Annotated in this window: 12 protein-coding genes; 5 read left to right on the plus strand and 7 right to left on the minus strand. The window is 69.1% G+C overall.

The genetic code is table 11. The features are described from left to right. The first annotated feature begins 54 nt into the window (after positions 1–54). The 4 genes from AC07NS_RS13350 to AC07NS_RS13365 all read left to right on the plus strand — a co-directional run bounded on the left by AC07NS_RS13350 (position 55) and on the right by AC07NS_RS13365 (position 5,480). Positions 55–2,349 carry a TonB-dependent receptor gene (locus tag AC07NS_RS13350; RefSeq protein WP_494603911.1) on the plus strand — a complete coding sequence of 765 codons (2,295 nt, stop codon included), beginning with the start codon at positions 55–57 and terminating at the stop codon, positions 2,347–2,349. 29 nt (positions 2,350–2,378) lie between these two features. After that, positions 2,379–3,737 carry a M20/M25/M40 family metallo-hydrolase gene (locus tag AC07NS_RS13355; protein ID WP_494603913.1) on the plus strand — a complete coding sequence of 453 codons (1,359 nt, stop codon included), beginning with the start codon at positions 2,379–2,381 and terminating at the stop codon, positions 3,735–3,737. 214 nt (positions 3,738–3,951) lie between these two features. Continuing rightward, positions 3,952–5,295 carry an LLM class flavin-dependent oxidoreductase gene (locus AC07NS_RS13360; protein ID WP_494603915.1) on the plus strand — a complete coding sequence of 448 codons (1,344 nt, stop codon included), beginning with the start codon at positions 3,952–3,954 and terminating at the stop codon, positions 5,293–5,295. Positions 5,296–5,297: 2 nt separating this feature from the next. Next, positions 5,298–5,480, plus strand: coding sequence for a hypothetical protein (locus AC07NS_RS13365; RefSeq protein ID WP_494603917.1), 183 nt, complete (start codon positions 5,298–5,300; stop codon positions 5,478–5,480). Positions 5,481–5,712: 232 nt separating this feature from the next. On the opposite strand, the gene AC07NS_RS13370 is transcribed toward AC07NS_RS13365, so the two are convergent. From AC07NS_RS13370 to AC07NS_RS13390, 5 genes are read right to left on the minus strand one after another with little or no spacing between them, the layout of a single operon-like run. Then, a complete protein-coding gene (locus AC07NS_RS13370) occupies positions 5,713–6,300 on the minus strand; it encodes a PepSY domain-containing protein (protein WP_494604232.1) in 588 nt (195 codons plus the stop codon). Positions 6,301–6,305: 5 nt separating this feature from the next. After that, positions 6,306–6,857 carry a PepSY domain-containing protein gene (locus AC07NS_RS13375; RefSeq protein ID WP_494603919.1) on the minus strand — a complete coding sequence of 184 codons (552 nt, stop codon included), beginning with the start codon at positions 6,855–6,857 and terminating at the stop codon, positions 6,306–6,308. A 38-nt stretch (positions 6,858–6,895) separates the two neighbouring features. After that, positions 6,896–7,696 (minus strand): SDR family NAD(P)-dependent oxidoreductase, encoded by an 801-nt coding sequence (locus AC07NS_RS13380; RefSeq protein WP_494603921.1) that lies wholly within the window; start codon positions 7,694–7,696, stop codon positions 6,896–6,898. After that, positions 7,693–8,247 (minus strand): cupin domain-containing protein, encoded by a 555-nt coding sequence (locus AC07NS_RS13385; protein WP_494603923.1) that lies wholly within the window; start codon positions 8,245–8,247, stop codon positions 7,693–7,695. Before AC07NS_RS13385 ends, AC07NS_RS13380 begins: the two co-directional genes overlap by 4 nt. Beyond that, complete coding sequence (locus tag AC07NS_RS13390) at positions 8,244–8,567, minus strand: 2Fe-2S iron-sulfur cluster-binding protein (RefSeq protein WP_494603925.1); 324 nt, start codon at positions 8,565–8,567, stop codon at positions 8,244–8,246. The genes AC07NS_RS13385 and AC07NS_RS13390 overlap by 4 nt, the downstream gene beginning before the upstream one ends. Positions 8,568–8,739: 172 nt before the next feature. On the opposite strand from AC07NS_RS13390, the gene AC07NS_RS13395 reads away from it, so the two are divergent. Beyond that, the gene (locus tag AC07NS_RS13395) at positions 8,740–9,348 is read left to right on the plus strand and encodes an NAD(P)-dependent oxidoreductase (protein ID WP_494603927.1); all 609 of its coding nucleotides are present in this window, start codon (positions 8,740–8,742) and stop codon (positions 9,346–9,348) included. A 42-nt stretch (positions 9,349–9,390) separates the two neighbouring features. On the opposite strand, the gene AC07NS_RS13400 is transcribed toward AC07NS_RS13395, so the two are convergent. Both AC07NS_RS13400 and AC07NS_RS13405 read right to left on the minus strand, forming a co-directional pair. After that, complete coding sequence (locus AC07NS_RS13400; RefSeq protein ID WP_494603929.1) at positions 9,391–11,532, minus strand: TonB-dependent receptor; 2,142 nt, start codon at positions 11,530–11,532, stop codon at positions 9,391–9,393. A gap of 182 nt (positions 11,533–11,714) precedes the next feature. Continuing rightward, the gene (locus tag AC07NS_RS13405; RefSeq protein WP_494603930.1) at positions 11,715–11,930 is read right to left on the minus strand and encodes a hypothetical protein; all 216 of its coding nucleotides are present in this window, start codon (positions 11,928–11,930) and stop codon (positions 11,715–11,717) included.

Below are 11,930 nucleotides of genomic sequence, written 5' to 3' on the forward strand. Positions count from 1 at the left end.
TCTTGCGGCCCGGAACCGAGCTCACGGCCGGTCCTCAACGAAGGGGATAAGAACATGAACCGCACCGCTCTTGGCACGCTGCGCAGCGTGGCCCTGGCCACCAGCGCGCTGGCCAGCCTGGTCGCCGCCGGCGCCCACGCCCAGGAAGCCGCCACCCAGCCGGACGTGGCCGTCGACGAGATCATCGTCACCGCCCTGAAGCGCTCGACCAGCCTGCAGGAGACGCCGCTCAGCATCTCGGCGGTGGGCGAGACGCAGCTCAGCCGCATCGGCGCGACCGGCATCAACGACTATTTCCGCCAGGTGCCGAACCTGGCGCTGGACGGCGGCACGCCGTCGAACCGCCGCATCACCCTGCGCGGCGTGCGCAGCGCCGGCGAGGCGACCACCGGCCTCTACTACGACGAGACCCCGCTGACCGGCCCGACCGGCACCACCCAGGACGCCGGCTCGACCACGCCGGACATCAATCTGTTCGACGTCGAGCGCGTCGAGGTGCTGCGCGGCCCGCAGGGCACGCTGTACGGCTCGGGCTCGATGGGCGGCACCCTGCGGGTGATCTTCAACAAGGCCGACACCAACGACTACGCCGGCGCGGTCGAGGCCCAGGCGACGACCACCAAGAGCGGCGAAGGCGGCTTCTACGGCAAGGGCATGGTCAACGTGCCGCTGATCCAGGACAAGCTGGGCGCGCGCCTGGTGCTCTATCGTGAAGAGCGCGGCGGCTATGTCGACAGCGTTCCGCTGAACAAGCAGGACATCAACGGTTCGACCTCCAGCGGCGGCCGCCTGATGTTCACCTTCACACCGACCGAGGATCTGACGCTGCGCGCCACGGCGGCGCTGCAGAACGAGGAAGTGGATGGCCAGTCGAGCTGGTCGGCCGCCGCGGGCCGCTACAAGTCCGACCGCAAGACCATCGCCCAGAGCAACTCCAAGCTGGCGCTCTACAACGTCACCGCCGAGTGGGACCTGCACTTCGCGACGCTGACGGCGACGTCGTCCTACTACAAGTGGAAGATGCTGCGGAACAGCGACTGGACCAACAACATCGCCAACAACCGCACCAGCAGCGCCGCCTGCGGCCGCTATTTCGGCCTGTCGGGCGCGACCTGCTCCAGCGCCCAGCTGAGCCAATACACCGCCTGGGCGGACTCGCGCGGCCCGGCCGTCTCCTGGCAGCCGATGAGCCTGGAGACCTGGACGCATGAAGTGCGCATGGCCGGCAGCCTGTTCGAGGACAAGCTCGATTGGACCGGCGGCGTCTACTACGAGACCCGCAAGGACCACGTCGACAGCATCCAGACCCGCGCCGACGCCACCACCGGCATGGCCGTCACGCCGTTCGACGCCCTGGGCGCGCGCTACATCGACAACGACGTCAAGCAGACCGCCTTCTTCGGCGAGCTGTCCTATCACGTCACCGACGCCCTGACGGTGACCGGCGGCGCCCGTCGCTTCGACTACGACAAGACCGTCTCGGGCGCGGTGACGATCGGCAACGTCATCTCCAACTCGCCGGTCACCGCCTTCAGCCAGGTGGACGCCAGCGCCAAGGGCTGGGTCGAGCGGGTCAACGTCAACTACGAGTTCAACAAGTCGCTGATGGTCTACGCCCAGGCCTCGAAGGGCTTCCGCCCCGGCGGCGCCAACAACATCCCGGGTCTGACCAGCGGCCTGGTGGCCTTCCAGCCCGACAGCCTGTGGAACTACGAGGCGGGCGTGAAGAGCGACTGGTTCGACCGTCGCCTGACCGTGAACATGTCGGCCTACCAGATCGACTGGGACAACATCCAGGTGCAGGCGCAAGCCAACGTCGGCGCGAACTTCTTCATCATCACCAACGCCGGCGCGGCCCGCATCCGCGGCCTGGAGCTGGAGACCACCCTGCGCCCGATGACCGGCCTGACCCTGAGCAGCGCCATCGGCGTGTCGGACGCCAAGCTGACCGAGGACATGACCAACTCGTCGGTGACGGTGTCGGGCTCGACCGGCCTGCGCGGCGATCGCCTGCCCTTCGTGCCGAAGTTCAGCGGCTCGCTGAACGCCGACTACACCTGGCCGGTGGCCGACGGCATGAACGGTCTCGTGCACCTCGACGCCAGCTACACCGGCGGCACGGCCTCTCAGTTCCGTCCGACCTACGTCTATTACGAGAAGGTCCCGGCCTACACGGTCGTGGGCGCTCGGGTGGGCGTCGAGGGCGAGGGCTGGGGCGCCTACGCCTTCGCCCAGAACCTGACCAACTCGGTCGGCCCGGTCTCGATCACCTCGGCCGCCGGCGCGCTGGACCAGGTCGTCAGCCTGACGCCCCGCACCCTGGGCGTGATGGTCCGCCGCACCTTCTGATCCCCCATCATCAGTATCGAGATTATCCCATGAAACATCGCATGATCCCGGCGGCTGTCCTGGCCGTCCTTTGCGCCGGCGCGGCGACCGCGGCCCTGGCCCAGGCGCCCGCCCAAACACCGGCCAAGCCGCCCGCCCAGGTCGACTTCGGCAACGTCCGGCCGCCGGCCCCGACCTCGCCCTACACGAAGCAGGCCAAGGCTCTTCTGGCCAGCAAGGGCTTCAAGACCGCCAAGGCGACCCTGGCGGCCGGCTACGACCAGACCCTGGCCGACATCGTCACCCTGACCGAGATCCCGGCCCCGCCGTTCGGCGAGGCCGAGAAGGGCAAGGCCTATCTGGCCATGCTCGCCAAGGAAGGCCTGACCGAGCTGGAGACCGACGCGGCCGGCAACGTCATGGGCCTGCGCAAGGGTACGGGCGGCGGCGGCCTGCTGGTGGTGGCCGCCCACCTCGACACCGTGTTCCCGGCCGGCACCGACACCAAGGTCCGCCGCGACGGCGACAAGCTCTACGCCCCCGGCATCGGCGACGACACCGTCGGCCTGGGCTCGATCCTGGCCATCCTGCGCGCCATCAACGCCGCCGGCATCCAGACCAAGAGCGACATCCTGTTCGTCGGCGACGTCGGCGAAGAAGGCCCGGGCGACCTGCGCGGCATGAAGGAGCTGTTCCTCAAGGGCCCCTACAAGGACAGGATCGACGCCTTCATCTCGCTGGAGCCCAGCGGCCCCACCGTGATCGTCAACGGCGGCGTCGGGTCCAAGCGCTACAAGACCACCTTCAAGGGTCCGGGCGGCCACAGCATGGGCGACTTCGGCACGGTGAACCCGGCCTACGCCCTGGCCGACGCCGCGCGCCAATTCGGCCAGCTGAAGGTCCCCGAGGATCCGCGCACGGTCTACAACATCGGCCTGCTGGAGGGCGGCACCTCGGTCAATTCGATCCCGTTCGCGGTGTCGATGACCGTCGACATGCGCTCGTCGGGCAAGGCCGAGCTGAAGGCCGTGGAAGACGCCTACCTCGCCATCCTGCCCAAGGCCGTCGAGGCCGAGAACGCCGCCCGCTCGACCAAGCGCGGCGTGATCAGCCTGGACAACAAGATGGTCGGCGATCGCCCCGTCGGCGAGACCGCGATCACCACGCCGTTCGTGCAACAGCTGGCCGCCGTCGGCGACGCCCTGGGCAAGCCTATGGGCTATGTGGCCGGCTCGACCGACGCCAACATCCCGATGAGCCTGGGCAAGCCGGCGGTGACGCTGGGCGCGGGCTTCGTGACCTTCCGCGGCCACTCACTGGAGGAAGGGATGGAGGTCAACAAGGACCGCGACGTCGAGAGCATCGCCACCACCATGGCGCAGATCCTGATGGTCGCCGGCGCGCACTAGCAGGGCCGGACGTTCGGCGGCGGGCCGCGCCGCCGAACGTCTCGCGCCTTCAGGCCCAGTAATTCTGATCCCGCCTGAAGATAAGGCGACGGAAAGCCTGAAAACCCAAGGCGGATCACAAAGATTGAACGGCTCGAATACGGCTCATGAGAAGAGCTGATTTTTCGGACTTCATGCCCGTCGCTAAGGCTCGAACGGAAACATGGAGGCGATCATGACCAATGACGCGAAGCGCCAACTGAAACTCGGCGCGATCCTGGCCGGCGTCGGCACCGACCACACCCGCTGGCGTGATCCCGACCTGGCCGGCGACGCCAGCATCGACATCAACTGGTACATCGACAACGCCAGGCTGGCCGAGGCGGCCAAGTTCGACCTGGTGTTCATCGTCGACAGCCCGTTCATCACCCCCGACACCGCGCCGCACTTCCTCAACCGGCTGGAGCCTCTCACCTTGCTTTCGGCGGTGGCGGTCTCGACCTCGAAGATCGGCCTCGTCGGCACCCTGACCACCTCGTACTGGGAGCCCTACAACGTGGCCCGCCAGTTCGGCTCGCTGGACCACATCAGCAAGGGCCGCGCCGGCTGGAACGTGGTGACGACGGGCCTCGAAGGCGCCGCGCGCAACTACGGCCGCGACGAGCACTTCGACCACGCCGTGCGCTACGAGCGGGCCGGCGAGTTCGTCGATGTCGTGCAGGGGCTGTGGGACAGCTACGAGGACGACGCCTTCCCGCGCGACAAGGCCGCCGGGGTCTTCCTCGACAAGACCAAGCAGCATGCGCTGAACCACAAGGGCAAGCACTTCTCGGTCGCCGGACCGCTGGCGCTGAGCCGCTCCAGGCAGGGCCAACCGGTGATCTTCCAGGCCGGGGTCAGCGGCGCGGGCCGCGACCTGGGCGCCCGCATCGCCGAGGGCGTGTTCGCCGGCGTCGACACCTTCGAAGACGCGGTGGAATACTACGCCGACCTCAAGGCCCGCGCGGCGGCGCAGGGCCGCGATCCCGACCACATCAGCGTGCTGCCGGGCATCGCGCCGATCATCGCCGACACCGACGAGGAAGCCCAGGCCATCGCCGAGGCCCGGGCCGGCAGCCGCGAGATCGACAAGCTGCTCGTCGAGCTCGGCCGGGCGTTCGGCTACCACGACTTCAAGCAATATCCGCTGGATGGTCCGTTCCCGGACGTCAGCCAGCTCAGCCTCAACAGCTACAAGGGCCACGCCGAGCGCATCGTCCGCACGGCCCAGGCCGAGAACCTGACGGTGCGTCAGACGGCCGAGCGCTTCGGCCGCTGGAAAGCCAACTTCGTCGGCTCGCCCCAGACCGTCGCCGACGAGATCGAGCGCTGGTTCGTCGGACGCGCCGTCGACGGCTTCATCTTCCACGTCACCGGCCCGCGCGACTTCGCCCGGTTCCGTGAGGACGTGGTGCCGCTGCTGCAGGCCAAGGGCCTGTTCCGCACCGAGTACGAGCACGACACCCTGCGCGGCCACCTGGGCCTGCCGGTTCCGGAGAACCGCTGGACCCGCACGCCGGGCCAGATCGCGGCGGAATAGCCATGCCCGCCCCTCTCGACGACGTCGCTGCGCCGAAGGCCAGGCCCGCTGTCCGCCCCTCGCGGCCGGACAACGGCCTGGCGGAAGGGCATGGCGCGCCGGCGCCAATCCTCGAACTGATCGCGCTCGACGTCGCCGATGCGCCCTGGTCCGCCGCCAGGTTCGGGGAGGCGAGCGCGGTCTAGGCCAGATCGACATTAGCGAGCGGGCGCACCGCCCGTTCGCGTACCAACGATCGCCTTCCTGGGCCTTGTGCCCAGGATCCATGGTTCAACCTGCTCAAACAACCCAGGTCTGAGAGGTCGCCGGCATGGACCCTCGCCACAAGGGCGAGGGAGGCGACTATGAGCAGACCATGCGCCCCGGGGTGACGCGAGACGCCAGGCTTCCCGGCCTGGGTCCTAATGTCGATGTGGTCTAGCCCCAGAACACGTCCTTGCGCCCCATGGCCCAGCGGCGTCGGGCCATGTCGAGATAGAGCCAGACGCCGCTGACGCAGAGGGTCAGCAGGGAAAGGCCGGTCGCCAGGATCAGCAGCTTGCCCGCCAGGCCGCCGATCGTGCCGGAATGGAAGCGTTGCAGCAAGGTGTTGAGGCGTACGGCGGCCTGGGCCTCGGCCGCGCCTTTCACCCGGACGCCGCTGAGCGCATCGACCGTGATCCGCTCGGCGTGCTGGCCCGATCCCAGGGTGACGTCGGCGAGCGCTCTTCCGTCGCGTTCGTAGAGACGGATCTCGGCGCCGGTCAGTTGGGCGTCGGGCAGCAGGTCGGCCGCCGCGCGCAGGGCCGTGGCGGTCATGCCGTCGAGCCGTTCCGGCGACGGGATCGGACGATCAGCCGCTCTCTGGGCGGCGGCGCGGACAGCCCCGCCCTGCCCGCCTCCGCTGCCGAACACGGCCGGATTGGCGAACTCGTTGACGGCGATGATCGAGCCGGTGGCGACGAGATAGGCCACGAAGGCCATCGCCCCCGTGCCGACCCAGCGGTGGATCGTCTTGACGAGCATGGCGGTCACGCCTTCCAGAACAGGCCGGGCCGCCCCAGGCGCCGGCGCTTGAGCAGCAGGTCGACGTACATCCAGACGCCGCTGATGGTCAGGAACAGGAAGCTCAAGCCCCCCAGCACGCTGAGGAACTGGCCTGGCAGTCCCAGGATGTTGCCCCGGTGCAGACGCTCGAGCAGCACGTGCAGCTTGATGCGGAACTGCAGATAGGCGCTTGGCGGGCGACGGGGCGGCTCGGCGACGACACGCGTCGTCTCTGCTCCCTTTGAAGCCGTGGCCGCCAGCAGGCGCGGCGCGCCCTGGGCCTGGCCGACCTTGATGACGACCTCGGTGGGCGAAGTGGTCGCCGCGCTCACTTGGCGCGCACCGTCGGCGGCCACCGCGACCATGGCTTCCAAGGCCAGTTCAGCCTGCGGCGGCGGCGCGGGGAAATGCGGCTCGGTCAGCAGATCGAGCATCAAGGCCAGACCCGTGACCGCGATCCAGGTCAGGACCAGCATCGCGCCCGTGGCGATCCAGCGATGATAGGTGCGCAGACGCGCGACCAACGGCTTCTTCACACGGCCTCCCTCGTTTCTCGTTCTTGCCCGGACACGCCCTATCCGCCGTCGGAGATCACCGTGCCGCCGTCGGCCACCAGCACCTGGCCGGTGACGAAGCTGGACGCCGGGCTGGCCAGGAACAGCGCTGCGGCGGCGATCTCGGCCGGCTCGGCCGCCCGGCGCAACGGCGTGGCGCCCAGGCGCTTGGCGGCCGCCTCGGGGCTCGACAGGATGGCCGCGGCCCAGCTGGTGGCGGTCAGGCCCGGGGCCAGGGCGTTGCAGCGCACGCCGACCGGGCCGAACTCGACGGCCAGGTTGCGCGCCAGTTGCATCAGGGCGGCCTTGGTCAGGCCGTAGACGCCCAGGGCGCGGTTTCCGCGCAGGCCGGCGATCGACGAGGTCAGCACGATCGAGCCGCCGCCCCGCGCCGCCATGGCAGGAGCCACCAGCGAGCAAAGCCGCACGGCGTGGCGCAGGTTGATGTCGAACATCGTCTCGTAGACGGCGTCGGGCGCCTCCGTCAGCGAACCATGGTGTAGCGAGACCCCGGCGTTGCAAACCAGCACGTCGATCGGGCCGCAGCGGGCTTCGGCTTCCGCGACGAGCGCCGTCAGTTGCTCGGGATCGGCGACGTCGCAGACCGCCGCCTCGACCGCCAGCCCCTCGCCCGCCAGTTCCGCCTTGGCGGCCATGCAGTCGTCGGCGCTCTCGCTGGAGATCACGACCCATGCGCCGGCCTGGGCGAACAGCCGCGCCATGGCCAAGCCGATGCCCCGGGTCGAGCCAGTGATCAGGGCTGTCTTGCCAGACAGGCCGAAAAGACCCTGAAGGACTCGGGTGGAAGCGTCGGCGGTCATTGCGGCTCCTCGCTGTCGGCCTGGTCGACCAGCACGAAGGCCACGCGGCACGGGACGCTCCCCCGGTTCGACCAGGCGTGGTTCGTGCCGCGCTGGACGACGACGTCGCCCGCCTTCAGCACCGTTTCCTCGCGGTCCAGGATCAGCACCAGTTCGCCCTCCAGGATCAGGGCGTAGTCGATCGAGCGCGTACGGTGCATCAGCGGATGCGGCGCGGCGGGATCGAGGGCGGTCAGGGCGTGAGCGCCGCCGATCTGCGCGAACTGGGCCTGGGCCGCCTCGATGGTCATCGGCTCGGTCTCGGGCAGGATGTCCATGATCCGGATGCGCGTGCCGCGGGTCGGCGGCGCCAGCATCAGGCGATCCTCCGGCGTCGGCTCGCGGAAGGCCGCGCCCCAGGCGGGATCCTCGGTGCGCCAGATCTCGTGGAACACCGGCCCGTCCGCGCCGATGCGGCGGGTCAGAGCGGGACCGGCGTCCTGCTGGACCACCGAACGTCCGTCCGCGTCATGGCCGGTGACGACCCGGCGGGGCGGCGACCGCGCCGTCATCCGTACTGGCTCTCGGGCGTGGTGGCGACCAGGCCGTCGAGGGCGTCGGTGACGATGATCTGGCAGGCCAGGCGCGAGGTCTCGCGGCGATGATCCGAGAAGTCGAGCAGGTCGGCCTCGCCGCCGTCCGGCGCGCCGACCAGGGCGAAGCCGGCCTCGTCGAGATAGATGTGGCAGGTGCCGCACGACAGCGCCCCGCCGCATTCGGCCAGGATGTCGGGGACGTTGGCGCGCACGGCCGCCTCCATCAGCGAAGCGCCCGAACGGGCCTCGACTTCGCGGCGCGCACCACGCGCGTCGATGAAGGTGATCCTTGGCATCGTCCCTCCCCTCCGGCGCTGCCGGCCGGTTCTCCTCGTTCCCTTTTGAAAGGCTGCGAGCAGCGAAGGGTCAAATCGCCTGATCCGATAGCTGGCGGCCAGGAAAGCGATGCGCGGTGCGTGAGGGGCCAAGGCTAGGCTGGCGGCTCAACGAAACGCGGGAGATGAAACCATGAAGGTCGCCTTGCTGGGCGCCACGGGCGCGGCGGGATCGAGGATCCTCAAGGAGCTGTCCGACCGAGGGCACACGGTCGCGGCGCTGTCGCGCCATCCGGAAAAGACGCCGACGCTGCCCGGCGTGACCGCCCGGGCGCTGGACGCCGCCGACATCGACGCGACCGCGCAGGCCCTGCGCGGCGCCGACGCCGTGGTCAGCGCCGTGAAGTTCACGTCGGTGGATACGGCCGGCCTGATCGAGGCCGTGCGGCGAGCGGGCGTGAAGCGCTATGTCGTGGTCGGCGGCGCGGGCAGCCTGTGGGTGTCGCCCGGGGTGCGCGAGGTCGACGGGCCGGGCTTTCCCGAGCACGTCAAGCCCGAGGCCAGGGCCGGCTGGGCCTTCCTGGAACAGCTACAGGCCAGCAACCTGGACTGGTCCTTCTTCAGCCCGTCGCGAATGTTCACGCCGGGCGAGCGCACCGGCACGTTCCGGCTGGGAACGGACGACCTGATCTTCGACGCCGACGGTCGCAGCGCGATCTCTTTCGAGGACTACGCCCTGGCCCTGGTCGATGAACTGGAAACGCCGCGCCACGTGCGGGCGCGGTTCACGGCGGGCTACTGATCGAGAAGTCGGGCGGCCCGGGATCCGGGCCGCCCTTCCCCTTTAGAACTTGGCGGTCAGGACCAGGCCGTAGGTCCGCGGGTTGCCGATCACGCCGTAGACGTTGACCGGGCCGGCGGTGTTGGCCTGCTCCAGCACGGCCTTGTTGCCGATGTTGTTGACATAGGCCCCGATCGACCACTTGCCGTCCGGTTCGTCATAGGTGATCCGGGCGTTGGCCAGGGTGTAGGACTTGGCCAGCGAGTTGTTGAACCGCAGCAGATCGACGAAGTAGCTCGACTTCCACTGCGCATCGAGGTGGGCGGTGACCGACGCCCCGCTGGCCAGGTCGAAGCGGTGCTCGTAGGCGCCTGTCACCGTCCAGCGCGGGGTGCGCGGCAGGGGCCGGCCGGTCAGGTCGGTCATGGTGCAGGTCGTGCCCGAGCACGACGTCGCGACCGAAGCGTTGCCGAAACTGCTTTCCTGCCACGAGACGCTGCCGTCGAAGCGGTCGGCGCCGGTCAGCAGGTAGCTGCCTTCCAGCTCGACGCCATAGACCTTGGTCTTGCCCGGCACGTTGGCGGTCAGGAAGGTCGGGACGAGGCCGACATAATAGTAATAGGACAGCTGGTAGCCGGTGTAGTCGTAGTAGTAGGCGGCCGCGTTCACCTGCAGGCGGTTGTCGAGGAAGCGGTTCTTGCTGCCCAGCTCGTAGGCGGTGATCTCTTCCGGACCATAGGTGATCCCGCTGGCGTTGACGCCGCCGCCCTTCAGGCCCGTCGAGACCGATCCGTAGACCAGCGAGCGTTCGGCCAGGTCGAACTCGGCGCCGGCCTTCCAGGTCAGCTTGCTGTAGCTATTGGTCACCGCGCCCGCCGAGGTCAGGCTGCCCGCGGCGTAGGACGCCTGGGTCCCGCTGCTGTTGAGGGCGTCAACCTCGTCCTTGGTGTAGCGCAGGCCGCCCGTCAGGCGCAGCCGGTCGTTCAGCGGCACGATCACCTGGCCGAAGGCGGCCGAGGTCTTGCTGACGTTGCGGTCGAACGAGCGGACCTCGTCGAAGGTGTAGTTGATCCGGAACTGCCCCGAGCCGTCGTACTTCAAGTAGAAGGCGCCCAGCACCCACTGGATCGGCGAGGCGGCCGGCGAGGCCAGCCGGATCTCGGCGCTGTCCTGCTTGGCCGGCAGGGTGTCCTTCTCCCAGGTGCCCGAGAACGGCTGCAGATAGGTGCGCTCGAAGTCCTGGTGACCCAGCATCGCCGTCAACCGCGCCCACGACAGGTCCCAGTCAGCCTGGGCCCGCAGGGTGGTGTTCTTCATGCTGTAGTCGGCGTCGCAATTGGGATTGCAGTAGACGGCGGCGCCGGCCGGGATGGTGTAGAGGCTGCCGTAGGACGGGGCGCTCCACGGATCGCTGCGGCTGCTGGTCGGCAGCAGCACGTTGCCCGAGCCCTGGCCGCCGGCCTGCTGGCGCTCGGCCGACAGGATGAAGCGCAGGTCATCGCTGGCTGCGATCAGGAGCTTGGCGCGGGCGAACTTCTCGTCGGCGTCGTTGAGGCCGTTCGACAGATAGCCGTCGTGGGAATTGCTGCCCCCGACCACCCGCAGGGCGACCTTGTCGCCGAGCGGCAGGTTGATCACGCCTTCGGTGCGCAGGGCGTCGTAGTTGCCGACCTGCAGGCTAGCGCCGCCGGAGAACTCGCCCAGCACCGGGTTGCGGTAGAGCACGTTGACCGCGCCGGCGTTGGCGTTGCGGCCGTAGAGGGTGCCCTGCGGCCCGCGCAGCACCTCCACCCGCTCGACGTCGGCCATGGCCACGCCGGTCAGCTCGTTGCGCTGCTGGACGACGCCGTCGTAGCTGACCGTCACGGGCGAGGTCGGCAGGTCCAACGCGCCGCGGGCCCCGATGCCGCGGATGTAGAAGCTGGCGCCGGTGTTGGCCTGCTGGATCTGGACGCTGGGGATCAGGGCGATGGCGTCCTTGATGCCGGTCACGCCCTGCTTCTGGAGGGCCTCGCCGCTGATGGCGCTGACGGCCAGCGGGGTCTTCTGCAGGGTCGTTTCACGCTTTTCGGCGGTGACCACGACCTCGGTCAGCTGGGTCCCGTCATCAGCCCCAGGGGCCTTGCCGCCCCCCTGGGCATGGGCCGCGCCGGCGGCCGCGAGCAGAACGCCAAGGGCCACACCGGCCCGCAAAGCGACTTTCATCGAAGTCCCTCCCTCTATGCATGACGCCGTCTTCGAGCGCGGCGTTGGCAGGGAGGCTGGGGGCTGGAGGCCCTTAAGGTCAAAGCGATTGGAGGGGTACCAGCCATCGGCGCAGGCGGGGCATGTTTCAGCCGAGTAACAATGGTTTCAGGGAGGGCCGGAGCCCTCCCCGTCGCCGGCCTTCAGGCCTTGCTGGGCCTGCGGAACAGCAGGGTCAGCAGGAAGAGCACGGTCTTGGCGTCGAGCAGCTTCAGGGCCGCCCTCGCCTCCTCCGGCCGCAGCTTGGCGGTCATCGGCATGGCGCCGAAGATCTTCCCCTTGATGACCAGGTCGTCGCCGTCGCGGGCGATCGAGGAGACGGCCATCAGCTCCTTGTTGGTCGCGTCATAGATCTTCAT

This window comes from Caulobacter sp. GW821-FHT10A10, assembly GCF_059415745.1.